The organism is Eggerthella sp. BIOML-A4, from assembly GCF_009875575.1.
GTDB classification, from domain to species: Bacteria; Actinomycetota; Coriobacteriia; order Coriobacteriales; family Eggerthellaceae; genus Eggerthella; species Eggerthella lenta.
Genome location: NZ_WWRX01000004.1, coordinates 59,560 through 83,669 on the forward strand (window position 1 = coordinate 59,560; position 24,110 = coordinate 83,669).

Sequence of the window (24,110 nt, forward strand, 5' to 3'; positions counted from 1 at the left end):
AGTAGAAAAATATAAATGAACATACCGTTCAGATTCTTTAAAATACAATAAAAAATGAACTTCGACGCACGATCGAGATCGTCTGAATCTGCCATGAAAGGATGCTCCGTTTTGATCACAAAGAACGAATTCGCGGTGCTCGCTGCGCTCGAACGCGAACCGGGGACGAGCCAGCGGGCGATCGCCGCTCGTAAGGCCATGTCGTTGGGTTCGGTGAACGCGGCCTACAAAGCGCTGGTCGACAAAGGGCTTGTCGTCGACGGCGCACTGTCCGACGCCGGGTTCGAGGCGCTCGCTCCTTTTAAGGTGGACAACGCTATCATCTTGGCAGCTGGCCTGTCGTCGCGGTTCGCTCCTATTTCCTACGAGAAGCCCAAAGGTCTGCTGCATGTTCGTGGAGAGATTCTGATCGAGCGTCAGATCCGCCAGCTTCAGGAGTCCGGCATCGACGACATCACTGTGGTGGCAGGGTACAAGAAGGAGTACTTCTTCTACCTTGAAGAGAAGCACGGCGTGTCCATCGTCGTGAACGAGGAATACGCCACGCGGAACAACCATTCCTCTCTCATGGTGGTGCGCGAGCGTCTGGGCAACACGTTCATATGCTCTTCCGACAACTACTTCGTCGAGAATCCCTTCGAGCCGTACGTGTGGAAGGCCTATTACGCTGCCCAATACCAAGAGGGCCCTACGAACGAATGGTGCATGCGTTTGGGTTCGGGCAACCGCATCGTTTCGGTCGATATCGGTGGCAGCGACTCTCTTATCATGCTCGGCCATGTTTACTTCGATAAAAACTTTTCCCGTGCCTTTTCCCGAATACTCGAGGAGGAGTACGATCTGCCGACGACGGCCGATAAGCTGTGGGAAGAGCTGTACGTCGACCATATCGCGGAGTTGGACATGGTTGCGCGCGAGTACCCCGTCGGAACGGTATTCGAGTTCGACACACTCGACGAGCTGCGCGAATTCGATCCGCGTTTCCTGGAAAACGTCGATTCCGAGGCGTTCGACAATATCGTTGCAGCGCTCGGGTGCGACAAAGACGATATTCGCGACGTGTATCCGCTGAAGCAGGGCCTCACCAATCTATCGTGCCATATCCGTGTGGGCGACTCCGAATACGTGTATCGCCATCCCGGCATCGGGACGGAGGGCATCATCGATCGCCGAGCCGAGGTGGTGGCTCAAGGCGTGGCGCGCGATCTGGGGCTTGATCGTACGTTCATCACCGAGGATCCCGAAAAAGGCTGGAAGCTGTCGCGCTTTATCCCCGATTGCCGCCAGCTCGATCCGCATGACCCTGAGCAGGTCAAGCGTGCAATGGAGATGGCTCGTCGCCTGCACGAATCCGGTGCGAAGGTGGAGCGCTCGTTCGATTTCTTCACCGAGGGCAAGCGTTACGAGCGTCTGCTGGAGCGCAAGTCCGGCCGCATTGAAGTGCCGGGTTATGCTGAGATGGCTGCACGGGCCGAGGAACTCAAGCGCTTCGTGGATGCAGACGATGCGCGCATCTGCCTGACCCATAACGACTTCTTCATGCTGAACTTCCTTATCGACGACCAGGACGACATGTCGCTCATCGATTGGGAGTATTCCGGCATGTCCGACTACGCAAGCGATTTCGGCACGTTCACGGTGTGCTGCCAGCTGAGCGAAGAGGAGGCGTCGCGTGCCCTTGCGTATTATTTCGGGCGCGAGCCGTCTGCGGCGGAGCGCCGTCACAACTTCGCCTTCGTGGCGCTTGCGGGATGGTGCTGGTACGCGTGGTCGCTGCTCAAAGAGGCAGAAGGGGACATGGTTGGCGAGTGGCTGTACGTCTATTACCGTTACGCGAAGGATTATCTGGACAAGGTGCTGGACTGGTACCGTCAGGGAAGCGACTAAGGGGAGCGCCATGAAGGGTTTTGGAAGAATGAAGTTCGGTCTGACGAGCGGCTTGCTCTGGGGTCTTGACACGGTCGTCCTCGGAATCGGATTGTCGATGAGCCCTTTCATCGGCACTGCCGAGGCGATTGCGTTTGCAGCTATCGCGAGCGCCGCTTTGCATGACATCTTCTGCGCGATCTGGCTGTTGATCTACATGGGCGTGCGGGGTCGTCTGGGCGACACGTTAGCGGCGCTTAAAACGCGCAGCGGCAAGGCGGTCATTCTGGGGGCGCTTTTGGGCGGGCCTATCGGCATGACCGGCTACGTGATAGCCATCAACAATATCGGTGCCGGCTATACTGCCATCATCTCGTCGTTCTATCCTGCAGTTGGAGCCTTCCTCGCCTTCGTGTTCCTGAAGGAACGCATGGCGCCTAAGCAGTTCGTCGCATTGCTGGCGGCCCTTGCCGGTATCATCGTCATGGGCTATGTGTCTTCCGGCGAATCGGAGCTGGGCAATCCGATCCTCGGTTTGTTCGGTGCGCTGTTGTGCGTTTTGGGATGGGGATCCGAAGCCGTCATCTGCGCTTGGGGTATGCGCGACGATGCCGTCGACAACGAGACGGCGCTTCAGATCCGCGAGACCACGTCGGCGCTCGTGTACGCGATCGCCGTATTGCCGCTATTCGGTGCCTGGGGTTTCACGGCCGCAGTTGTTCCCAGTCTCGCGACGGGCGTGGTAGGGCTGGCTGCTTTGGCTGGAACCGTGTCGTACCTGTTCTACTACAAGAGCATCTCGTCGCCTATCGGGGCGGCGAAGTCCATGGCTCTCAATATCAGCTATTCGGCCTGGGCCGTCCTGTTCGCGCTCGTGTTGCAGGGAACGATGCCGACGCCGATATCGATCGTCTGCTGCGTGGTCATCTTGGCGGGCACTGTATTGGCCGCAAGCGACTGGAACGAGCTGTTCGGCCGTGAGAAGGCGAAAGCGTAGGCGCCTCTGCCTCGATGCCTGCTAGCGCATCGAGGTTGAAAGTCCCCACTCTTCCAGGTTCGTCAGCGCTTCCAGCACGGCAACGTGGCTCTCGCGCAGGTCGGGCATGAGGGCGCGGGCCTGCTCGATATCATCGGCGCGCAGGGCGTCGGTGACGCCCGCGGCCAGGTCGTAAAGGCGCACGAACGACAAGTTGCCGGCGACGCCTTTGAGCGAATGAGCTTCGCGCTCGGCTGCGGCTGCGTCGCCGCTGGCCATCGCGGCTTCGAGCGCATCGACATGCGGGTCGTCCAGGTACTTCACGGCGATGCGGGCGAACAGGGACTCGTTGCCGCAGAATCGCTCCATCGCTTCGGCGTAATCGATGCCGTACCGTGCAAGCATTGCCGTCTGATCGTTCGTCATGGTCTCACTCTCCTGCGTGCTTTTTGTCGAGCGCCCCCATTGCGTGGCGCACGACCATGATAGAGGGTGAGGGGCGTGCGCGTCGGGTCGGCAGGGGTCACGTTAGCCGAACGTTACTTCTCCGACCCGTCCTCTACGAAGACGCCCTCCTGGTTGAATACGGCCGAGAACGTCTTGAAGAACACCTTAACGTCGAGCGGGAAGGACACGTTGCGCACGTAGTGCACGTCGAGCGCCAGACGGTCGTGCCAGGGCAGCGAGTTGCGTCCGTACACGGCGGCGTACCCGGTGATGCCGGGCTTCACGGTGAGTTTGAGGCCTTCCTCTCCCTCATAAAGCTCCGTTTCGCGGCGCAAGTCGGGGCGGGGCCCCACGACGCTCATGTCGCCTTTCAGTACGTTGAGGAACTGCGGCATCTCGTCGAGCGACGTCTTGCGCATGAATGCACCAACCCGCGTCATGCGCGGGTCGTCGGCGCCGTTGTAGGTGGAGCCGTCCTCCATGATGAGGTCGGGCGCGTTCACCCGCATCGAGCGCAGCTTGTACATCTTGAAATCGCGCCCGTCTTTTCCGACGCGCGGCGCGTTGTAGAAGACGGGGCCCTTGTCCTCGAAGTGGATGAACGGTGCCAGCACCGCGATGATCAGCAGCACGAAGGGCAGCGCCACCAGCCCTACGACGATGTCGCACACGCGTTTTCCGAACCTCACGTACATCAGCGGACGCCTTCCGCCTCGAGTCCGTCCAGGGCGCGCTTGAACGATCCCGCCACGTAGTCCACGTCCTCGTCGGAGAGCAACGTGTGCAGCGGCAGCGTCACCTCGTTCTCGAACTGCGCAAGCGCGTTCGGGAAGTCGGCGATGGCGAAGCCGAGGTCGCGGTACGCGGTGAGAAGGGGCAGCGGCTTGTAGTGCACGTTCGTCGCCACGCCGTCGTTGGCCATCCGCTCGATGAGCGCGTTGCGGAACGCCGACGATTTGCCCGTGAGGCGCACGAGCATGAGATGCCCGCTCGACTCGAAGTCTTCGCCGTAATGCCTCAGCAGCTCGACATCGCATTCGCCCAGGTTGCGCTCGTAGCGCTCGACGATGGCGCGCCGACGGGCGAGCGAGGCGGGGTAGCGGCGCAGCTGCGCGAGGCCGAGGGCCGCCTGAATGTCGGTCATGTTGCACTTCCACCCGGGGAAGGCGATGTCGTACTCCCAGGCGCCCGCGCGGTTCTTCGCCAGCGCGTCCTTCGTCTGGCCGTGCAGCGACTGCAACATGAACCGGCGGTACAGCTCGTCGGAATCGAACGCGCCCGCGCGCCATGCAAGCGCGCCTCCTTCGGCCGTCGTCAGGTTTTTCACGGCGTGAAACGAGAAGGCGGTGAAGTCGGCCACCGACCCGGAGGGACGTCCCTGATATGTCGCGCCGAACGAGTGGGCGGCGTCGGCTAAGACGATGACGCGATCGAACGCGCTCTGCAGCTCCGTCGCGGGCTTCCAGCGGTCGCTCGCCGAATCGAGTGCGGCGAACAGACGGTCGTAGTCGACCATGCGTCCTGCGATGTCCACGGGGATGACGGCGCGCGTGCGCTCGGTGACGAGATCGGGCAGGGCGTCGTAATCCATCTCGTAGGAGCCGGGCGCCACGTCGCAGAGCACCGGAGTCGCACCCACATGGCAGATGACCGAGCAAGAGGCCGTGTACGTGTAGGCGCTCGTGATCACCTCGTCGCCCGGGCCGATGCCGAAAGCGCGCAGGGCGCATTCGAGCGCTGCGGTGGCCGACGCGAACGTGGCCGAGCGCTCGGCCTGTGCGAAGAGGGCGATCTCGCGCTCGAACTCCTTCGTCTTCGGGCCGGTGGTTATCCAGCCGCTTCTCAGCGCGTCGGCCACCTCGTCGAGCTCCGCCTGCGTGATGTCGGGCGGTGAGAACGAAATGCGTTTCTGCTCAGTCACGATTGCTCCTTGGTACCCTGTAAACGGCGTGCGACCTGCGTGATCGCACGCAATCGGCGTATGCAAGCTCCCTATTTTGACGCGCTCCGCCCGCTTTGGCGAGTCGTTCGACAGAAATCACAGCAACGTGCGCAGCAAATCCACGATCTCGCGGTACGCGCGGGGTTGGTCGAACTCCTTTTCGGCGACGGCACGCGCCTTCGAGCCCATGATCTTGCGCAGCGACGCGTGACCTGCGAGCTTCGCGATGGCGTCGGCCAGCGCCTGCGCGTCTTCCGCTTCGACGTTCGCTCCGAAGCCGTCGGCGGTCACCTTCGCGCGGAACTCGGGGCTCGAGCCTGTGTTGATCATGGGATTCCCGCTGGCCAGGTAGTCGCCGATTTTCGTGACGATGCTCTGCGCCGCCGATTTGACGAGCGAGTTCACCGTGATGTCCGATGCGCACAAGTACGCCGCCATCAGCTCGTAGGCCGTGTAGCCCAGAAAATCCACGGGGGCGTTCAGCTGCACGGCCAGCGCTTCGAGCTTCTCGCGATCGGGACCATCGCCCAGCACCTTCACGCGCACGGGGGGTAGCGCAGGCGGCAGTTCGTCGTCCTTCGATGCGGCGCGCACGAGGCGCCCGCGCTCGAGCAGCGCGGCGGCTTCGACGAGGGTCGCCACGTCATAGCTGGCGCCGAGCGTTCCGGCGTAGACGACCCACAGCTCGCCTTCCGGTTTGCGTACTGCGGGCGCGTTGATTCGGGCGCCCTCGTCGAACGCCGCCAAGTCGTTGCCCACGTACACGGTTGCCTTCGGGTAGGGCTTCGCGCGATCCTTCGCCGGACGCGCTGCGTATTCGTCAGAGGTTCCGACGGCAGCTGACAGCAGCTGATAGACGCGCTTAGCATCGCGCGAGAAGGGGTAGAAGGCCACGTCGCTGACCACGGGCACGTCCACCACCATGCGCATGGCCTCGGGCCATAGGTCGTTGATGTCGGCGACGAAGGGGATGCCCTGCTTGTCGGCCTCTTCGGCGCATACGCGCGCGACGTCGTTCGGCGGAATCTCCGCGTAGACGAGGTCGTAGGTGCCCGCCGTGCGCTCGAAATGCTCGCGCAAATTCTTCGCCGCCACGCGATGGCTGCGAATGCGCGTGAGATCGAGGTTCTTCGTGTAGCCGGGCTCGTCGATGAACACTACGTTGTAGGGAAGGTTTCGGTAGCATGCTTTCGACGTGTCGCGATGCGCCTTGTCCCAATGCTGGAACGATGACGTGATGAGGTCGACTTCGAAGCCCTCGCGCGCGAGCAGCTCCGACAGGAAGCGAAAGCGCGTGTAGCCGCGCGTCTCGTCGCCCAGCTTCACTCCCATCGTGACGACGGCGAGGCGCTTGGGCTTGCGGGTTTGGTATCGATTGATTTCCATAGCAAGCCAGTATACCAACTTATAGAGCCTTCATGCCCGACGGCCCGCGCGAAAACAGGCGCGAGCCGTCGGGACCGCGACAGCTTCCTTCCGTTGCTACCCTTCCTCGTCCTTCTTCGCCACGAGGACGGGGATCTCGGCGGAGCGCAGGACGCCGTAGCTGACGCTGCCCAGCATGCCGCGCAGCACGCCGAGGCCGCGCGAGCCCATGACGATGAGGTCGCAGCCGTGCTCCTTCGCGAAGTCGTTGATGCCGTCGACGGGCGACGGCGCGTTGACGGCGGCGATGTCCACGTCGTTGAGCATGCCGTCGAGCAGCCCTCCGATGGCCTGCTTCATGTCGTCCTTCTCGCGGTCGAGCGCCGCCTCGACGAGCTTCTTGTACAGGTCGGGCTGGATGACCAGCGGCGGCGCGCTCTCGTACGGGTTCGCGTCGAGACCTAGCGCAGGCGGGATGTCGGAGACGAACACGACCCCGATGACGTGCAGCTTGATGGCGGGATCCTCCTCCGCCAGGCCCTTGGCCAGGGTCAATGCATGCAATGCGTGGTCGGATTTGTCGAACGGCACGAGGATGTTGGTGAACTTCATGGTATACCTCCTGATCGTCGCTGATCGGATGGATAAAGTATAGCACGCGGCGCGCAGCGCGGCGAAGCGGCAAGGTTCTGGCGACGGACCGTCACCATCGTCCCTCTCGCGAAACGCAACCGAAACACCGGCGAGTATAATGGTGGTTCGAGAGAGAAAGGATCGTCCGATGACCGTGACCCCCGAGCAAGACTTCGTCCTGAAAACCATCAAGAGCCGCGACGTCCATTTCGTGCGCTTCTGGTTCACCGACGTGCTGGGGCGCATGAAGTCGTTCGCGGTCATCCCGAGCGAGCTGGAGGACGCCTTCGCCGACGGCATGGGCTTCGACGGCAGCTGCATCGAGGGCTTCTGCCGCACGCAGGAGTCCGACATGCTGGCGTTCCCCGATGCCTCCACGTTCCAGGTGCTGCCCTGGCGGCCGGAGTCCAACGCGGTGGCGCGCATGTTCTGCGGCCTGCGCACGCCCGACGGCACGCCGTTCGAGGGCGACCCGCGTCAGGTGCTGGCCCGCACGGTGGAGAAGGCGCAGGAGATGGGGTATGCGTTCAACGTCGGCCCCGAGCTGGAGTTCTACTACTTCAAGGACGCTGAGGGCACCGAGGTGCTCGACCGCGGCGGCTACTTCGACCTGACCAGCCTCGACTACGCTTCCGACCTGCGGCGCGACACCGTGCTCACGCTGGAGAAGATGGGCATCCCCGTGGAATACTCGCATCATGAGAACGGCCCGTCGCAGCATGAGATCGACCTGCGCTTCACCGACGCGCTGTCCATGGCCGACGCGGTGATGACGTACAAGCTGGTCGTCAAGGAGATCGCCATGAAGCACGGTGTGTACGCGTCGTTCATGCCCAAACCCATGGCGGGCGAGCCGGGCAGCGGCATGCACGTGCACCAGAGCCTTTACGACCTCGACGGCAACAACGCCTTCTACGATCCGGACGATCCCCAGGGCTACCGTCTGTCGAAAGTGGCCAAACGCTACCTGGCGGGCCTGCTCAAGTACGCGCCCGAGTTCTGCGCCATCACGAACCAGCACGTGAACTCGTACAAGCGCCTCATCGCCGGCGGCGAGGCGCCTATCTACCTGTCGTGGGCTCGCTCGAACCGCTCCACGCTCGTGCGCGTGCCGGGCTACCGACCTGCGAGCGAGGGCGCGTGCCGCCTCGAGCTGCGCAGCCCCGACCCCAGCGCGAACCCCTACCTTGCCTTCGCCGTCATGCTGGCGGCGGGCCTCGCGGGCATCGAAGAGGAGCTGGAGCTGCAGGAGCCCAACGAGGACCAGGATCTGTTCATGCTGTCGCGCCAGGATCTGCGCCAGCAGGGCATCGCCACGCTTCCCGAGAGCCTGGGCGAGGCGGTGGAGCTGTTCGCGGAATCCGAGCTGATGCGCGCCACGCTGGGCGATCACATCCATTCGTACCTTGTGGCCGCGAAACGCGCCGAGTGGAACGACTACCAGGGGTACGTGTCGCAATGGGAGCGCGACCGCTATCTCGCGGTGCTGTGACGTGCGAAAGGAGGGGGCATGCAGCGCAAGCAGGTGATATTCGTCGCCGACAGCCTCGACAACGCGCATAAGTTCCAGCAGGTGCTGTCGAGCCTGGACGTGGACGTGGCAGCGGGATCCTCCGCCCAGTTCAAGAAGCTGCTCGGGCGCCATCCCGCATGCGATCTCGTCGTATACGAGGCGCGTGGCGGCGCCTCGGAGGACGTGGCCGGCATCGAGGCGCTGCTGCTCGAGGACGGAACGGCATCGCTCCTGGTCATCGTGGGGGAGGGCCAGCTCGCGCGCTTTCGTCTGCCGGTGCAGGTGAAGAGCGACTTCGTGATGCGAAACGCCTCGCCCGAGGAGTGCGCGGCGCGCATCCGCCAGCTGCTGTGGCCCGGCAACGAGGCCGCCACGTCCGACTGCCTCGTCGTGGAGAACATGACGGTGAACCTGGCAACCTACCAGGTCACCGTGGCCGGCGAGCCGCTCGACCTCACCTACCTCGAGTACGCGCTGCTGGCCTTCCTCGTCACGCACCCCTCGCGCACGTACTCGCGCGACGCGCTGCTGCGCCGCGTGTGGGGCTTCGACTACTACGGCGGCTCGCGCACGGTGGACGTCCACGTCCGCCGTATCCGTGCGAAGCTGGGCCCCGAACTGGCTCAGCACCTGGAAACCGTCCGCGGCGTCGGCTACCTCTGGAGCGCATAGGTCGAGCAGTCCGCCACCCGCCCAAACCTCCCAACAAGAACCTCCTCCACCAAGGTAGCATGAGAGCGTTGCCGCCTCGCAGGTCGTCCCCGCCAGGCGCAGCCGCCTCGCAATATGGTGCTTTCAAGGAGATGCCGGCAGCTTCGGAGGCTGTGCGGTGCTCACCAAGCGAGTTCCGCACGAGCCGAAACGCCCTGTGGGCGTTTCGTGCGAGCAGGACTGCCGAGCGACTGAGCATCGCACAGCCCCCGAAGCGGACAACGCATATGCGCTATACTGAACCCCCGAAAACACCACCCGACGGAGGACAGCCCATGCCGAAGAAGATCGCCGTCATCGACGGCAACTCGCTTATGCACCGCGCCTACCATGCCGTGCCCCAAACCATGAACGCCCCCGACGGGCGCCCCACCAACGCCGTGTTCGGCTTCATCGCCATGCTTCTCAAGTTCATCGACATCGCAAGCCCCGACGCTCTCATCTGCGCGTTCGATGCGGGCCGCCCCGCGTTTCGCATGGAAGCGCTCGAGCAGTACAAGTCCCAGCGCCCTCCCATGGACGACGACCTCAAGGTGCAGTTCCCCATCATCGAGGAGCTGTTGGAGGCCATGAACGTGCCCGTGGTGCGCATCAAGGGCTGGGAGGGCGACGACGTGCTGGGCACCATCGCCGCGCGCGACGAGGAGCTGGGCTACGAGACGCTGCTGGTGACGGGCGACAAGGACGCCTACCAGCTGGCCACCGACATGACGCGCATCGTCACCACGAAGAAGGGCATCACCGACGTGGCCATCTACGGCCCGGCCGAGGTGCTCGAGCGTTACGGCGTGCGCCCCGACCAGTTCATCGACTTCCTCGGCCTCAAGGGCGACTCGTCCGACAACATCCCCGGCGTGCCCGGCATCGGCGACAAGACCGCGGCGAAGCTGCTGCAGACCTACGGCAGCCTGGAGGGCATCTACGAGCATGTGGACGACCTCAAGGGCAAGCAGAAAGAGAAGATCGTCGACAACAAGGACATGGCATTCTTGAGCCGCGACGTGGCCACCATCGTGCGCGACCTCGACTTCCCGCTCGACCTCGAAGCATGCTCGTTCCCCTCGTTCGATTCGGAAAAGGTGACCGAAGCGTTCAAGGGCGTGCAGTTCAACGCGCACCTCGGCCGCGTGCTCAAGCTCGTGGGCAAGGAGCTGGAGAAGAAAGCGGCTCCGCTTGCGGTGGAGCCGGTGGTCTCGGGGTCAGAGGCGCACGCGCTCGTGGACGCGGCCGTCGCGCGCGGCGAGACGGTGGGCGTGGCGTTCATCGAGCCCGAGCAGGTGTCGCTGTTCAACGCGGGGCTCCATTGCGCGGTGAACACGAGCGAGGGCACGGCGCTGTTCGAGGACGACGAGGGCCGCGAGGCGTTCGCGCGCATCGTGCGCGCCGGCTCGTTCGCCGCCCTCGACGTCAAGCGCGAGGTACATCGCGTCTATCCCGCCGACACGGCCAAGATCGCGCTTGTGGAGGATGCCGAGCTCATGAGCATGCGCGCGTTCGACCTGGGACTGGCGGGCTACGTGCTGAACTCGTCGGTGTCCGAGTACTCCTACGACGCGCTGCTCGACGCCTACTGCGGCGGCGTGCTGCCCGAGGCCAAGGACGAGGCCGGCAGTGCGGCCGCGCAAGCCGCGGCGGCCCGCATGCTGGTGAAGCCGCTCACCGACGCGCTCGGGCGCGACGAGAGCAAGCGCGCCTACTTCGACATCGATCTGCCGCTCGTGGCGGTGCTCGCCATCGTCGAGCGAACGGGCGCCGCGGTGGATTGCGACCGTCTGGCCGAGCTGGGAGCGACGACGCAGGCCGAGCTCGATGAGCTGCGCGCGCGCATCATCGAGATCGCGGGGGAGGAGTTCAACCTCGACAGTCCCAAGCAGCTCGGGCACATCCTATTCGAGGTGCTGGGCCTGCGCACGCTCAAGAAGAACCAGCGCGGCTACTCCACCGACGCCGCCGTGCTCAAGGAGCTGTCGAACGACCACGAGATGCCGGCGCTCGTCCTGCGCTACCGCGAGCTCGCGAAGATCAAGTCCACCTACATCGACGCCCTGCCGCGCATGCGCGCCGACGACGGGCGCGTGCACACGTGCTTCAACGAGACCGTGACCACGACGGGCCGCCTCTCGTCGTCGGAGCCGAACCTGCAGAACATCCCCGTGCGCACCGAGTTCGGCCGCCAGATCCGCGAGTGCTTCGTGCCGCTGGAGAAGGGCCACAAGTTCCTGTCGGCCGACTATTCGCAGATCGAGCTGCGCCTGCTCGCTCACCTGTCGAACGACGAGCACCTCGTGGCCGCGTTCTGCTCCGGCGCCGACTTCCACGCCGCCACGGCCAGCCGCGTGTTCGGCCTGCCCGTGGAGGACGTGACGCCCGAGCTGCGCAGCCGCGCGAAGGCCGTGAACTTCGGCATCGTGTACGGCCAGCAGGCGTTCGGCCTGTCGCAGAGCCTGGGCATCCCGTTCGGCGAGGCCAAGGAGATGATCGAGCGCTACTTCGAGGCCTACCCCGGCGTGCGCGCCTACCTCGACCGCACCATCGCCGAAGCGAAGGAGAAGGGCTATGCCGAGACGATGTTCGGCCGCAAGCGCCATATCCCCGAGCTCAAGGCCGCGAACGCCACGCAGCGCGGCTTCGGCGAGCGCACGGCCATGAACCACCCCATGCAGGGCAGCGCGGCCGACATCATCAAGCTGGCCATGACCGAGGTGCAGCGCCGCATCATGGAGCGCGGCTTCGAGGCGAAGCTGCTGTTGCAGGTGCACGACGAGCTGGACTTCAGCGTGCCGGAAGGCGAGATCGAGGAGCTGTCGGCCATCGTGAAAGACGTGATGGAGCACATCGTGGATCTGCGCGTGCCTCTCGACGTCGACGTCTCCTATGCCGATAACTGGGCGGAAGCGCACTGAGGTTACGTCGACTCGGCGGCCGACGCTCAGAAGCCGCATCATTGGTCGCTGATTTTGCTGGACTTGTGATGTGTAAAAAAATCACACCACGCCGCCGCGTGTGGCTAGAGTATCTGCTATCATATAAACGTTGTGCTCTGTGGAGGCACAGCGTAGGAAGAGTGCGATGATACGCGTGGATCGTGCATAAGATCACATTGACTTGCTACGGTCACGCTGGTAAGCTATCGCCTTGCGTTTATTCATATCAAGGAGACACTCATGTACGCAATTGTAAAAACGGGCGGCAAGCAGTACAAGGTCGCACCCGGCGACAAGCTGAACATCGAGAAGCTTGACGCCGCCGTGGGCGACAAGGTCGAGCTGGAAGCCATCTGCGTCGTCGACGGCGCCAAGGTGGAAGCCGACCCCGCGAAAGCGGCCGCAACGAAGGTCACCGCCATCATCCTCGAGCAGTTCAAGGGTGAGAAGCAGCTGGTCTTCAAGTTCAAGAAGCGCAAGAACTACAAGAAGCTGCGCGGCCATCGCCAGCAGCTCACGCGCGTCCAGATCGAGTCCGTCGGCTCGGCCAAGGCTGAGAAGCCGGCCGTCAAGAAGGCTGCGAAGAAGGACGATGCCGAGAAGAAGCCGGCTCCTGCTAAGGCCGCCGACAAGCCCGCGTCCGAAGACGCCGAGTAAGCATAAGGAGGGAATACCATGGCACACAAGAAAGGTCTCGGTTCCAGCCGTAACGGCCGCGATTCCCGCGCACAGCGTCTCGGCGTGAAGATGTTCGCCGGCCAGGCTGTGAAGACGGGCAACGTCATCGTCCGCCAGCGCGGCACGCACATCCATCCGGGCGAGAACGTCGGTCGCGGCAAGGACGACACCCTGTTCGCCCTGTGCGACGGCAAGCTGGAGTTCACGAAGGGCGCCAAGCACAAGGTGCACGTGCGTCGCGAGGCGTAAGGTTCCGCCTGCCCACGACTGCGTGACGTTATCTGTTTTCGCATGCCCCCTGCTCGTCAGGGGGCATTTTTCATATACAATCCGAGTTGTCGTGTTCAAGCGAGCAACCCGTTGCGCCCCTCGAGGCGCGGATCGAAATAGAGGTACCACCCGTGTTCATCGATAAAGTACGCATCCATGTCAAAGGCGGCAACGGCGGTGCCGGCTGCATGTCATTTCGCCGCGAGGCTCATGTGCCGAAGGGCGGTCCGGACGGCGGCGATGGCGGTCACGGCGGCAACGTTGTGGTCGAGGCCGATGCCAGCCTGTCCTCGCTCATCGAATACCGCTTCAAACACCATTTCAAAGCCGAGCGCGGCACGCACGGCAAGGGCTCGCGCATGCACGGAGCCACCGGCGAGGACCTTGTGCTCAAGGTGCCGATGGGCACGGTCGTCCACGAGTATTTCGAAGAATCGAAGGAAGTGGGCGAGCTCATCGCCGACCTCACGCACGACGGCGAACGCGTCACCGTGGCCGAGGGCGGCATGGGCGGCCGCGGCAACATCCACTTCGTGACGCCGACCCGACGCGCGCCCGCGTTCGCCGAGCTGGGCGAGCCGTCGCAGGAGCGCTGGATCGAGCTGGAGATGAAGCTCATGGCCGACGCGGCTCTCGTGGGCATGCCGTCGGCGGGCAAGTCGTCGCTCATCGCTAAGATGAGCGCGGCGCGGCCGAAGATCGCCGACTACCCGTTCACCACGCTCGTGCCGAACCTCGGCGTGGCGCGTTCGGGGGACTACAGCTTCGTCGTGGCCGACATCCCCGGCCTCATCGAGGGCGCGCACGAAGGGCGCGGTCTGGGACACGAGTTCCTGCGCCACATCGAGCGCACGGCGCTCATCGTGCACGTGGTGGACCTGACGGGCGACTACGAGGGACGCGATCCGCTGGAGGATTACGATATCATCAACCGCGAGCTGGCGCTGTACGCCGACGAGCTGGCGGCGCGCCCGCGCATCGTGGTGGCGAACAAGATCGACGTGCCCGGCGCGGAGGAGGTTGCCGACCGGCTGGCCGAGCGCGTGCGCGAGGACTCGATCGCGGCAGCGGGCGGCGACGAGTTCGCCCCGAGCCCCGTCGATCCGAAGCTCTACCGCATCAGCGCGCTCACGGGCGAGGGCGTCGACGGCCTCAAGGCCGCCATCGCGACCAAGGTGCACGAGCTGCGCGAGGAGCTGCGCGCGCTTTCGGAGGCCGACGTGCAGTACGAGCACGTGTGGGAGCACAAGCGCGAGGAACGCGACAAGCAGTTCAAGGTCGTGCCGCTCGGCGGCGGGGTGTTCCGCGTCGAGGGCCCGCAGGTGGAGCGCATGGTGGTGCAGACCGACTGGGAGAACGAAGAAGCCATCGCGTTTTTGCAGCACCGCCTCAAGCGCCTCGGCGTGGAGAAGGCGCTTGAGAAGGCGGGCGCCGTGGACGGCGACGAGATCCGCATTGTCGGCCGAGCGTTCGAATTCGAGTCGGTTCGCACGGCGGAGGATCTGTTCAAGGAGCTCGACCTGTGATGAAGCCGGCTGGATGCGCGCATGCCGCCGATCATGGCAAGCGCCTCGTGATAAAAATCGGGTCGTCCACGCTCACCACGTCGGAGAGCAAGATCGACTACGCCTACCTCGCGGAGGTGACCGACCAGGTCGCGCGCGTGCGCGCCGCCGGTTGGCGCCCCATCGTCGTCACCTCGGCCGCTATCGCCTGCGGCCTCGAGCGCTTAAGCATCGAGAAGCGCCCGCACGACATGCCCAGCCTGCAGGCGGCCGCCTCGGTGGGGCAGAGCGCGCTTTCCACGGCGTACGCCGAGGCGTTCGCGCGCCACGGCATCGTGACGTCCACGGTGCTGCTGACGCGCCGCGACACGGCCGACCGCCGGGCGTACCTGCACGCGCGCGACACGTTCGACCGCCTGCTGGAGCTGGGGGTGGTGCCCATCGTGAACGAGAACGACACCATCTCGGTCGAGCAGATCCGCTTCGGCGACAACGATACGCTGGCAGCGCTCGTGGCATGCCTCGTGGAAGCCGACCTCATGGTCATCCTCTCGGACATCGAGGGGCTCTACGATGCCAACCCGCATCACCATCCCGACGCGAACCTCATCGGCCGCGTTGAGGCCATTGGCCCCGAGATCATGGCCGTGGCGGGCGAAGCCGGCACCACGGTGGGCTCGGGCGGCATGATCACGAAGATCAAGGCCGCGCGCGTGCTCATGGTGGCCGGCATCCCGCTCGTGGTGTGCGACGGTCATCGTGCGGAGGCCATCGTGGACGCGGCGGCGGGCGAGGACGTGGGCACACTGTTCGTGGCTGCGAAGAAGCCGCACGAGATCACGCCCAAGAAGCTGTGGATCGCGCTCGGCGATGCCGCGCGCGGCGCGCTCGCTGTGGACGACGGCGCGAAGGCGGCGCTCATCGAGCGCGGCAGCTCGCTTCTGTCGGTGGGCGTGCGCTCGGTGGAAGGGCGCTTCGAGGCGAACGACATCGTCGACATCAAGGATGCGACGGGGCATCTGTTCGCGCGCGGCAAGGTGGCGTTCGCTAGCGACGAGGCGGCGTTGGCCATCGGGCGCACCCGCGCGGAGCTGCAGGCGAACCGCCTGCTGGCAAGCTTGGCCGACAAGCCGCTCGTCCATCGCGACGAGTTGGTCGTCTTCGAATAGGGGGGAACCATGGAACGGGAAACGGTGCGGGACCAGGTGCGGCGCATCGCCGAGGAGGCGCGCGCGGCGAGCGGGGCGCTCGCGCAGACGAGCGCAGACGAGCGCAACGGCGCGCTGGCCTCCATGGCGGCGGCGTTGCGCTCGCATGCGGCCGCCATCGTCGAGGCGAACGGCTGCGACATGGACGCGGCGCGCAAGGCCGGCACGAAAGAAGGCCTCCTCGACCGCCTCATGCTCGACGAGGACCGCGTCGAAGCCATGGCGGCCGCGCTCGAGGACCTCGTCGCTCTTCCCGACCCGTTGGGGGCGGTGCAGCAAAAGCGCACGTTGGAAAGCGGCATCGAGCTTCAGCGCGTGAGCGTGCCTCTGGGGGTGGTGGCCGTCGTGTACGAGGCGCGCCCGAACGTGACGGCCGATGCGGCCGGCATCTGCCTGAAGTCGGGCAACGCGGCGGTGCTGCGCGGCGGCAGCATGGCGGCGGCCTCGAACGAGGTGATCGCACGCGTGCTGCACGAGGCGGCGGTGGAGGCGGGCATGCCCCGCGGCTGCATCGGCGCCGTCACATTGGCCGACCGCGCGGCGGCCGACGAGCTCATGCAGCTGCACGGCGTGGTGGACGTGCTCATACCGCGCGGCGGAGCGGGCCTCATCCGCCACTGCGTGGAGACGTCGAAGGTGCCGGTCATCGAGACGGGCACGGGCAACTGCCACGTGTACGTGCACGAGAGCGCCGACTACGATAAGGCGCGCGCCATCATCGTGAACGCGAAATGCCGCCGCCTCGGCGTGTGCAACGCCGCCGAGACGCTGCTCGTGGACGAGGCCGCCGCCGAGGGCTTCCTGCCCGCGGCGCTCGCCGAGCTGGCCGCGCGCGGCGTGACGCTGCACGCCGACGAGCGCGCGGCCGCCGTTGCCGCGGCCGGCGGCACGCCCACGGTGCCCGCCGGGGAAGCCGACTGGGAGACCGAGTACCTTGCGGCCGACCTGGCCGTGCGCGTGGTCGGCGGCGTCGACGAGGCCATCGGCCACGTGAACCGCTACGGCACCAAGCATTCCGAGGCGATCGTCGCCGAGGACGAGGCCGCTGTCGAGGCGTTCCTCGCGCGCGTCGACGCGGCCGCCGTGTACGCGAACGCGTCGACGGCGTTCACCGACGGAGCCGAGTTCGGTCTGGGCGCCGAGATCGGCATCTCGACGCAGAAGCTGCATGCGCGCGGCCCGTTCGCGCTCGATGCGCTCACCTCGTACAAGTACGTGCTGCGCGGATCCGGGCAGGTGCGCGCGTAGTGGGACGCATCTGCGATCATTTCGACGACCTGGGACGGGACGGCGGACGCGCGCGCCTCGGCATCATGGGCGGCACGTTCGACCCCATCCATATCGGGCACCTCGCGTGCGCCGAGCAAGCGCGCGAGGCCTACGACCTCGACGGCGTGGTGTTCGTGCCCGCCGGCAACCCCGTGTTCAAGAAGGACCGCCCCGTCACGCCGGCTGCCGAGCGTCTGGAGATGTGCCGCATCGCCACGCGCAGCAACCCGGCGTTCGACGTGAGCGCCATCGAGATCGAGCGCGGCGGCGACACCTACACCGTGGACACGCTACGCCAGCTGCGCGCGCATTACCCCGATAACGTGGAGCTGCGCTTCATTACGGGCGCCGATGCCGTGTACCATATCGTGCAGTGGCGCGAGAGCGCGGCCATCGCCGACCTCGCCCGCCTCATCGCGGTCACGCGCCCCGGCTACGCGCTGTCGGAGGAGCGGCGGGCGTTCATCGCCGAGCACGGCAACTTCGCCATCGACTACCTCGAGGTGACGGCGTTGGCCATCTCGTCCAGCGACCTGCGCCGACGCGTAGCGGCGGGGAAGTCGATCCGTTATTTGACGATGCAGGGCGTGCTCGACTATATTCAAGAGCGAGGCCTGTACCGAGCCGATCCCCATCACGAAGGAGGCGTGCGATGAGCGAGGACGTGCTTTCGGATGCGTTCTTCGATGCGCGCGAGCGCGATCTGAAGAAACGGTTGAAGCCCAAGCGGTTCGAGCATGCGCGAGGCGTGTCGAAGACGGCCGCGTCGTTGGCCGAGACGTACGGCGTCGACGTGCGCAAGGCGCGCTTGGCCGGCCTGCTGCACGATTGGGACAAGGAGTACGGCGACGACGAGATCCGCGAGCGCGCTCGCGCGCTGGGCGTGGACGTGGACCCGTACGTGCTGGACACGATGCCGCGTCTGCTGCACGGCCCCACGGCCGCGGCCGAGCTCGTGCGCGCGTACCCCGACCTGTCCGCCGACGTGGTCCAGGCCATCGCTCGGCACACGGCCGCGGCGGTGGGCATGAGCGATCTGGACATGATCATATACATCGCCGACGCCATCGAGCCCAGCCGCGACTTCGACGGCCTCGACGAGCTGCGCGCCGCCATCGGCGCGGTGCCGCTCGAAGAGCTCTTCATGATGACGTTCAACCATATCCTGCTGACGCTCGTGGAGCGCCGGCGACGCCTGCACCCGGCAACCGTCGAGGTGTGGAACCATTACGTGGCCCGATCGCGCGACGCGAAGGCCGAGAAAGGAACAGCGTGAGCACAACGACGACCGAGAAGACTTCGAGGGAATGCGCCCTCATCGCGGCCTGCGCGGCCGACGAGAAGAAGGCCACCGACATCATGGTGCAGGAGGTGCGCGACCTCATCGGCGTGACGGACTACTTCGTCATCGCCACGGCCTCCAACAACCGTCAGGTGGAGGCCATCATCGACGAGATCGAGGATGCGGTGCGCACGAAGGCGCAGATGAAGCCCCTGCATCGCGAGGGCACGCAGGACGGCACGTGGTCGCTTCTGGACTACGGCAGCTTCGTCGTGCACGTGTTCCAGCCCGAGACGCGCGAGTACTATCGCCTCGAGGCGCTGTGGAACGACGCGCCCGTCATCGACCTCGCCGCCGAAGCGGGCCTTACCGACATCGAGTACTCCGACCGCATCGCCAAGATGCTGGGCAAGGAGTAGCTTTCGCGCATCGCCGCTTTGATGCGTCCTGCGCCGCCGCCTTCCGCGGCGGCGTTTTTTTGTTTCGTCAACCTTCCGCTTGCTCGGCGCGCAAGGCTTTCGGCAGCGGGACGGCGGCGCCGAGGGCCGCGGCGGCCAGCATGACGACGATGCCCTTCACGGGGAAGCAGAGGAACAGCAGCAGCACGGTCATGAGCGGCTGGCGCATGACGCCTCCCACGAGCGCGGCCGTGCTTGCGCACAGGCAGAACACGGGGTCGGCGCCGGTGAGCATGGCCATGCCGTAGCCGATGGAGATGCCGGCGAAGATGACGGGGAAGAAGTGGCCGCCGCGCCAGCCGAAGCGGATGCACAAAGGCGTGACGAGCACCTTGCCGAAGCCCGTGGCCAAAAGCGCGAACGCCGTCATGGTGCCCCAGACCTCTCCCAGCTGCTCGGCCTGCGTCTCGCCGGCGAACATCGTGAACGGCAAGGCGATGCCCATGAGCGCCAGCACGAGCCCGGCGATGAGCGCCTTTGCCACGGGACGCTCTCCCATGCGTTCGGACAGGCGCTCGAACAGGCCGTCGAACGCACAGAACAGCCAACCGCCTGCCGCGCCCACCAGCGCGAGCGGCACGAGCCACAGAAGCTCGGTCGCTCCCACGTGGATGTCGGTGAAACGAGGCAGCGACAGCCCGCCGCCGAACAGCGCGCCCAGTCCGAGGAAAGCCGCCAGCGCACCAGCGATGGCGCACAGGTACACGACGATCTTCGACGACTTCGGCAGCGTGATGGCTGCCTGCGCGCCCTTCGCCTCGTCGCCGTCGTCGTACAGCGGCGCGGCGAACCCGAAGAGGGGCGCGGTGAAGATGGCCGACAGCGCCGCCATGGTGCCGACCGACGTGAGCTGCTGGAAGTCCGAGCCGAAGCGCTTCATGCGATCGCCCACCCACGTGCAGATGCCCGCGACCGCCCCGGTGAGGCCCGCCTCGGGGCCTACCGACCCGCCGAAGAACAGGGGCAGCAGCGCGGAAACGGACATGACGCCCAGCTTGTCGTAGTCGTAGCGGCCGTCGCGCTTCACCTTCGCCATCACCTGGTTCAAGTCTTCGGGATACGATCCGAACTTCTTGGCGAACAGCCCGATGACCAGGCCGCCCACCAGGCAGGCGGCCAAGGGGAAGTACGGGCCGAAATGCGCGGGCAGCCGGTCCCAGATGAACGTGATGCCCAGGTTCATGGCGAACAAGAGCAGCCACACGAACGCGCCGGCGATGGCGCCGGTCACGATCACCGAAGCGACGAACAGCGTTCGGTTGGCAAGCTGAGCCCCTTTCATGTCGCCCTCTTCCTAACAGGAGACGAGGTCGCGGGCGGCGGGCAACCCGTAGGCGCCCTCGGCCTGCTCGACCGCACGCACGACGGCTCCCTGCATGGCCTCGGTGGCAAGGATGGCGAACGTATCGTAGTCGGCTTCCACCTCGCCGGATGCGAACGTGAACACGGTGTCGCCGTCGCCGGAAGTGTGCACGGGCTTGATGGCGCGCGCGTAGGCGTCGTGGACGGTCGAAGAAGCCTTCGTCGCCTGCGCCTTCGTCAGACGCGCGTTCGTCAGCACGACGCCGATGGTGGTGTTGGCGCACGGACCTGCGGCGGGGTCGGCTTCCTGCTCCGCATGCGCGGCCGCCTGCTGCGCGAGGACGCCGAACGCCTCGAGGGGATCCATGACGCGCCCTTCTCCGTCGCGGCAGCCGGCGATCCAGGCACCGTCCGCGCTGCGCACGTTGCCGAGCGCGTTCACCGCCACGACGGCGCACGCCGTGAGCTCGCCCAGGCGCAATCCGCAGATTCCGAGCCCGGCTTTCATGGCGCGCTCGCCGCCGAGGAGCTTGCCCACCGATGCGCCGCATCCGGCGCCCACGTTGCCTTCGGCCAGCGGTTCCGCCGCCTCGCGCTCGAACGCCGCCCTCGCAGCAGCGCGCCCCATGGCGGCATCGGGATGGGCGTTCTGCCCGACCAGCAGATCGAACAGGCAGGCTCCCACGACGATGGGCACGCGGGCGCTCTCCACGGGAAAGCCGATGCCGCGTGCGGCCAGCTCGTCCATGACGCCGGTCGCGGCGGCCAGCCCGAAGGCGCTGCCGCCCGACAGGACCACGCCGTGCACGGCCTGGATCATGTTCTCGGGCTTGAGCAGATCGGTCTCTCGCGTGGCAGGACCGCCGCCGCGCACGTCGACGCCGCAGGTGGCCCCGTCAGGAGCTATGAAGACGGTGCAGCCGGTGCCCGCGCGGGCGTCCTCGGCGTGCGCGCAGAGGAATGCGGGCAAATCGGCGAGCGTTGCGGGTTGCAGCATGGCGTTCTCCCTAGCGACGGGGCGGATCGATTCGCTTATTGTACACCGCGGATCGCAGCGGAGTCGAACCGATGTCGGCTTGCGCGAAGCTGGTTTCGGTAGTAAGGTCGATTCCTCTCTCGCTACGCACTCCCCTCGAAGAAGGGAGTGGATCATATGCCGGAATTCCTCAAGAAGGCGTCGTGCCGAGGCCGTCGTCCGCTGCATCTCGTCCCGCGGCGCCAGATACCTCGCCCCAACCTCATCGCTAAGCTTTTGCGCGAGCGGCACGTCGCGCGGTTCATCGTCGCGCCCGACGGCTTCGGCAAGACGGGTCTTGCGATGGAATACGCCGATACGGTGTTCTCGTTCGAGCATGTGGTCTGGCTCGACGGCCGCAGCCCGTGCTTCTTGCGCGATCTCGATCGCGGCGTCATAGCGCGCACGCTTTTGGAGGGCGACCCGCAGCCGTTCCTCGTCGTCATAGACGATGTGCCGCTGCTCGATCCTGAGCGCGCCGAGCTGTTATCCGACGAGCTCGATCTGCTGCTCGACCGCGATTGCGAGGTGATGGTGGCCTGCATGCCATCGCGCGACGCCTTCGCGCGTCATCGCGACCGCATCAAGCTCACGGCCGTCGATCTGCTGCTCACCGATGAGGAAGTGGACCTGCTCCGCACACCGGGGGAGCGCTCGAGCGATCCCGCATCGACGATTGCGCCCGCGTGCCGCGTCGCCACGTTCGTATGGGGGTCGGACGAGGAGCGCGCGGGGTTCTTGTCCGCCGTGCTTGGCGAGGAGCTTCCGGCCGACCTGCTGCTGCCGCTGTTCGTGATGGCGTCGCTGGGGAAGGGGACGTTCGAGGACGTGGCGGCGTTCGGCCCGTTCGGCCCCGATCAGGACGCGCTGCTCGCCGAGCAGTACCCCTATCTCGGCATCGACTCCCGCAGCGGCCGGTTCGAGGCCGCGCCGTTCGAGGTCGAAGCCCTCGCCGGCGCGTTTGCGCGTAAGCTGGGCGCGTTGGCCGATCGGTCGTTGTTCTCCGATGCGAGCACGCTCGTCGTGCGCTTGGGCGATGCGCTCGCGATGCGCGGCGAGCACGAACGGGCCTGCGATTTCGTACGTTTGCTGGCGTCGCGCGCCCCGCGAGCGTCCTGGCTCGCGAAACACGGGGCGGCGTTGCTCGAAGCCGCTTGCCTCGTGCCGGCCTGCGAGGTGCACCGCTCCTTATCGGGCGAGACGGCGGGGAAGGGCGCTCTGCTCAGCGCCCACGAGGCGGTTCGCCGCGCGCTTCTGGGGGATCGACAAGCGGCCTGCGTTGCCGCGCGCAAGGCGGTGCGCGACAGGAACGCGCCGTCCTCCGTGCGGATGACGGGCGCGTTGGTGCTCGCGCAATGCGCGGAAGCGGACGAGCGGCGGCGCGCCGACAAGCTCGTCGTGGCGCTGCTCGCGGCCGCGGGCATCGCGGATGCGGCCGAAGCGCCCCGTGAGGCCGTCTGCGCGAAGGCGCCGGAAGATCGGGGATGGCTCGCTGCGGGATGCGTGCATGCGCAGCTGCGGAAAGCGGGCTGCCCCGAGGCTGCTCGGGTATGGCTCGATTGGCACGACGACGGCGCGCGCGGGAGCTTCCTCAAGCAGTCGGCCGCCGAAGTGCTGCGTCAAGCTGCGGCGTCGGGAGCCGGCGAGGCCCGATCGATCGAGCTCGACCGTTTGGGCGCCTTCGTGCGCAAGGAGGTGTCCCAGGCGAGCCGCGGCACGCTCGGGCTCGGCGACGCTTTGGCCGGCATCGCCTACGAGCGGGCCTGCGAGCGCGGGGCGATCGCCGTTCCCGCGCTCGACGCGCAGGCGGCCCTCGCCGTCAGGCGCATAGAGATGCGCCTGTTCTCCCAGCGCAACGCGTGCGAGCGGCTGGAGCTGGAGCGATTGGAACGCGAGCGCGTATTCGTCGCCACCCATCCCGACGCATACCGTGAAGAGGGTCGCGCGACTCGCCTGCCGAAGCTGCCGTCCTCCGTGCCCGCGCTCACCGTCAACCTGTTCGGGGGCCTCGACGTGCTGATGGGGGATGAGCGGGTGGATCCGTCGCTGTTCAGCCGCCAGAAGGTCAAGACGCTGCTCGCCCTGCTCGTGCTGCACAACGGCCGCGAGTTCTCGCGCGACAAGCTGGTGGGTCTTCTGTGGCCCGACAGCGAGATCATGCACGGGCGCAAGAACTTCTACGGCATTTGGGCGATGCTGCGCCGCGCGCTGACGCTGCCGTCGGGCGAGTGCCCCTATCTCATTCGCCAGCAGCAGGGGTTGAGACTTGACGCGAGCCTGCTGACGAGCGATGTGGCGCAGCTCGAGGACGTGTGCCGCACGCTGCTGTTCGAGCGGCCCGGATACGGCGGCTGGGCGCAGGTGTACTCGCAGGTCAACGATCGCTTCTCGGACGATCTTCTGCCCAGCGAGAACGGCAACGACGCCCTCGCGTCGCTGCGCGTGGACTACCGCAACCGCCTCGTGGACGCGCTGGTGGCCGCCTCGACGCGCCTCGTCGCTGCAGGCGAGGCCCAGGAGGGACTCTGGTTCGCCCGTGCGGCGCTCCAGCGCGACCGCTCGCGCGAAGACGCCTACATCTGCCTCATGCAGGCCCAGCTGGCCGCGGGGCAGCGTACGGCCGCTCTCGAGACCTACTTTGCCTGCCGCCGCTTCCTCACCGACGAGCTGGGTATCGACCCCTCCCTCGAAACGATGCGCCTCTATCGCAGCATCATCGAAACCGAAACCGATTTCGAGTGACGGA

The 24,110-nt window shown here is 65.9% G+C and carries 21 protein-coding genes; 14 read left to right on the forward strand and 7 right to left on the reverse strand.

The window, feature by feature from the left end; genetic code table 11:
• Window positions 1–111: 111 nt before the first annotated feature.
• Together GT613_RS04255 and GT613_RS04260 are read left to right on the forward strand one after the other, a co-directional pair.
• Window positions 112–1,887, forward strand: coding sequence for an NTP transferase domain-containing protein (locus GT613_RS04255; protein ID WP_114551045.1), 1,776 nt, complete (start codon window positions 112–114; stop codon window positions 1,885–1,887).
• A 10-nt stretch (window positions 1,888–1,897) separates the two neighbouring features.
• Window positions 1,898–2,863 (forward strand): DMT family transporter, encoded by a 966-nt coding sequence (locus GT613_RS04260; RefSeq protein ID WP_009608788.1) that lies wholly within the window; start codon window positions 1,898–1,900, stop codon window positions 2,861–2,863.
• A gap of 21 nt (window positions 2,864–2,884) precedes the next feature.
• Here GT613_RS04260 and GT613_RS04265 read toward each other — a convergent pair whose 3' ends face one another.
• The 5 genes from GT613_RS04265 to GT613_RS04285 all read right to left on the reverse strand — a co-directional run bounded on the left by GT613_RS04265 (window position 2,885) and on the right by GT613_RS04285 (window position 7,208).
• Window positions 2,885–3,268, reverse strand: coding sequence for an Hpt domain-containing protein (locus GT613_RS04265; RefSeq protein WP_114551536.1), 384 nt, complete (start codon window positions 3,266–3,268; stop codon window positions 2,885–2,887).
• 113 nt (window positions 3,269–3,381) lie between these two features.
• Window positions 3,382–3,984: a sugar transferase gene (locus tag GT613_RS04270; protein ID WP_035585066.1), complete on the reverse strand. Its 603-nt coding sequence runs from the start codon at window positions 3,982–3,984 to the stop codon at window positions 3,382–3,384.
• Entirely contained in the window at window positions 3,984–5,210 is a 1,227-nt protein-coding gene (locus GT613_RS04275) for a DegT/DnrJ/EryC1/StrS aminotransferase family protein (RefSeq protein WP_009304113.1), read from the reverse strand. Before GT613_RS04275 ends, GT613_RS04270 begins: the two co-directional genes overlap by 1 nt.
• A 117-nt stretch (window positions 5,211–5,327) precedes the next feature.
• Window positions 5,328–6,617, reverse strand: coding sequence for a glycosyltransferase family 4 protein (locus tag GT613_RS04280; RefSeq protein WP_009304114.1), 1,290 nt, complete (start codon window positions 6,615–6,617; stop codon window positions 5,328–5,330).
• A gap of 96 nt (window positions 6,618–6,713) precedes the next feature.
• Window positions 6,714–7,208: a universal stress protein gene (locus GT613_RS04285; RefSeq protein ID WP_009304115.1), complete on the reverse strand. Its 495-nt coding sequence runs from the start codon at window positions 7,206–7,208 to the stop codon at window positions 6,714–6,716.
• A gap of 169 nt (window positions 7,209–7,377) precedes the next feature.
• On the opposite strand from GT613_RS04285, the gene GT613_RS04290 reads away from it, so the two are divergent.
• The 11 genes from GT613_RS04290 to rsfS all read left to right on the forward strand — a co-directional run bounded on the left by GT613_RS04290 (window position 7,378) and on the right by rsfS (window position 19,008).
• Complete coding sequence (locus GT613_RS04290) at window positions 7,378–8,721, forward strand: glutamine synthetase family protein (protein WP_009304116.1); 1,344 nt, start codon at window positions 7,378–7,380, stop codon at window positions 8,719–8,721.
• Between the two features lie 18 nt (window positions 8,722–8,739).
• A complete protein-coding gene (locus tag GT613_RS04295; protein WP_009304117.1) occupies window positions 8,740–9,414 on the forward strand; it encodes a response regulator transcription factor in 675 nt (224 codons plus the stop codon).
• Between the two features lie 314 nt (window positions 9,415–9,728).
• Window positions 9,729–12,356: a DNA polymerase I gene (gene polA / locus GT613_RS04300; protein WP_009608783.1), complete on the forward strand. Its 2,628-nt coding sequence runs from the start codon at window positions 9,729–9,731 to the stop codon at window positions 12,354–12,356.
• A 261-nt stretch (window positions 12,357–12,617) separates the two neighbouring features.
• A complete protein-coding gene (rplU, locus tag GT613_RS04305; RefSeq protein ID WP_009304119.1) occupies window positions 12,618–13,034 on the forward strand; it encodes a 50S ribosomal protein L21 in 417 nt (138 codons plus the stop codon).
• Window positions 13,035–13,052: 18 nt separating this feature from the next.
• Complete coding sequence (gene rpmA, locus GT613_RS04310) at window positions 13,053–13,304, forward strand: 50S ribosomal protein L27 (protein WP_009304120.1); 252 nt, start codon at window positions 13,053–13,055, stop codon at window positions 13,302–13,304.
• A 152-nt stretch (window positions 13,305–13,456) separates the two neighbouring features.
• Entirely contained in the window at window positions 13,457–14,851 is a 1,395-nt protein-coding gene (obgE, locus tag GT613_RS04315; protein ID WP_009304121.1) for a GTPase ObgE, read from the forward strand.
• Window positions 14,851–15,999 carry a glutamate 5-kinase gene (gene proB / locus GT613_RS04320; protein WP_009304122.1) on the forward strand — a complete coding sequence of 383 codons (1,149 nt, stop codon included), beginning with the start codon at window positions 14,851–14,853 and terminating at the stop codon, window positions 15,997–15,999. Before obgE ends, proB begins: the two co-directional genes overlap by 1 nt.
• 9 nt (window positions 16,000–16,008) lie before the next feature.
• Window positions 16,009–17,286 carry a glutamate-5-semialdehyde dehydrogenase gene (locus GT613_RS04325; RefSeq protein ID WP_009608781.1) on the forward strand — a complete coding sequence of 426 codons (1,278 nt, stop codon included), beginning with the start codon at window positions 16,009–16,011 and terminating at the stop codon, window positions 17,284–17,286.
• On the forward strand, window positions 17,286–17,963 hold the full coding sequence (gene nadD / locus GT613_RS04330) for a nicotinate-nucleotide adenylyltransferase (RefSeq protein WP_009304127.1): 678 nt from the start codon (window positions 17,286–17,288) through the stop codon (window positions 17,961–17,963). Before GT613_RS04325 ends, nadD begins: the two co-directional genes overlap by 1 nt.
• Window positions 17,960–18,583, forward strand: a complete 624-nt coding sequence (yqeK, locus tag GT613_RS04335; protein WP_009304128.1) for a bis(5'-nucleosyl)-tetraphosphatase (symmetrical) YqeK — start codon at window positions 17,960–17,962, stop codon at window positions 18,581–18,583. The genes nadD and yqeK overlap by 4 nt, the downstream gene beginning before the upstream one ends.
• A complete protein-coding gene (gene rsfS / locus GT613_RS04340; RefSeq protein ID WP_009304129.1) occupies window positions 18,580–19,008 on the forward strand; it encodes a ribosome silencing factor in 429 nt (142 codons plus the stop codon). The genes yqeK and rsfS overlap by 4 nt, the downstream gene beginning before the upstream one ends.
• A gap of 67 nt (window positions 19,009–19,075) precedes the next feature.
• Here the strand turns inward: rsfS and GT613_RS04345 are convergent, their stop codons facing one another.
• On the reverse strand, window positions 19,076–20,329 hold the full coding sequence (locus GT613_RS04345) for a chloride channel protein (protein WP_009304130.1): 1,254 nt from the start codon (window positions 20,327–20,329) through the stop codon (window positions 19,076–19,078).
• 12 nt (window positions 20,330–20,341) lie between these two features.
• On the reverse strand, window positions 20,342–21,346 hold the full coding sequence (locus tag GT613_RS04350) for a P1 family peptidase (protein ID WP_009304131.1): 1,005 nt from the start codon (window positions 21,344–21,346) through the stop codon (window positions 20,342–20,344).
• Between the two features lie 156 nt (window positions 21,347–21,502).
• Between GT613_RS04350 and GT613_RS04355 the strand changes: the two genes are divergently transcribed.
• Window positions 21,503–24,106, forward strand: a complete 2,604-nt coding sequence (locus GT613_RS04355) for a BTAD domain-containing putative transcriptional regulator (RefSeq protein ID WP_161172514.1) — start codon at window positions 21,503–21,505, stop codon at window positions 24,104–24,106.
• Window positions 24,107–24,110 lie beyond the last annotated feature (4 nt).

Excerpts from the sequence above, each read along its gene's own strand:
- yqeK (WP_009304128.1), top strand. The coding sequence starts at position 17,960 with ATGAGCGAGGACGTGCTTTCGGATGCGTTCTTCGATGCGCGCGAGCGC.
- GT613_RS04280 (WP_009304114.1), bottom strand. The coding sequence starts at position 6,617 with ATGGAAATCAATCGATACCAAACCCGCAAGCCCAAGCGCCTCGCCGTC.
- GT613_RS04265 (WP_114551536.1), bottom strand. The coding sequence starts at position 3,268 with ATGACGAACGATCAGACGGCAATGCTTGCACGGTACGGCATCGATTAC.
- rplU (WP_009304119.1), top strand. The coding sequence starts at position 12,618 with ATGTACGCAATTGTAAAAACGGGCGGCAAGCAGTACAAGGTCGCACCC.
- GT613_RS04285 (WP_009304115.1), bottom strand. The coding sequence starts at position 7,208 with ATGAAGTTCACCAACATCCTCGTGCCGTTCGACAAATCCGACCACGCA.
- GT613_RS04290 (WP_009304116.1), top strand. The coding sequence starts at position 7,378 with ATGACCGTGACCCCCGAGCAAGACTTCGTCCTGAAAACCATCAAGAGC.
- GT613_RS04350 (WP_009304131.1), bottom strand. The coding sequence starts at position 21,346 with ATGCTGCAACCCGCAACGCTCGCCGATTTGCCCGCATTCCTCTGCGCG.
- GT613_RS04270 (WP_035585066.1), bottom strand. The coding sequence starts at position 3,984 with ATGTACGTGAGGTTCGGAAAACGCGTGTGCGACATCGTCGTAGGGCTG.
- GT613_RS04355 (WP_161172514.1), top strand. The coding sequence starts at position 21,503 with ATGCCGGAATTCCTCAAGAAGGCGTCGTGCCGAGGCCGTCGTCCGCTG.
- rpmA (WP_009304120.1), top strand. The coding sequence starts at position 13,053 with ATGGCACACAAGAAAGGTCTCGGTTCCAGCCGTAACGGCCGCGATTCC.
- GT613_RS04345 (WP_009304130.1), bottom strand. The coding sequence starts at position 20,329 with ATGAAAGGGGCTCAGCTTGCCAACCGAACGCTGTTCGTCGCTTCGGTG.
- GT613_RS04325 (WP_009608781.1), top strand. The coding sequence starts at position 16,009 with ATGGAACGGGAAACGGTGCGGGACCAGGTGCGGCGCATCGCCGAGGAG.
- polA (WP_009608783.1), top strand. The coding sequence starts at position 9,729 with ATGCCGAAGAAGATCGCCGTCATCGACGGCAACTCGCTTATGCACCGC.
- proB (WP_009304122.1), top strand. The coding sequence starts at position 14,851 with ATGAAGCCGGCTGGATGCGCGCATGCCGCCGATCATGGCAAGCGCCTC.
- GT613_RS04295 (WP_009304117.1), top strand. The coding sequence starts at position 8,740 with ATGCAGCGCAAGCAGGTGATATTCGTCGCCGACAGCCTCGACAACGCG.
- GT613_RS04260 (WP_009608788.1), top strand. The coding sequence starts at position 1,898 with ATGAAGGGTTTTGGAAGAATGAAGTTCGGTCTGACGAGCGGCTTGCTC.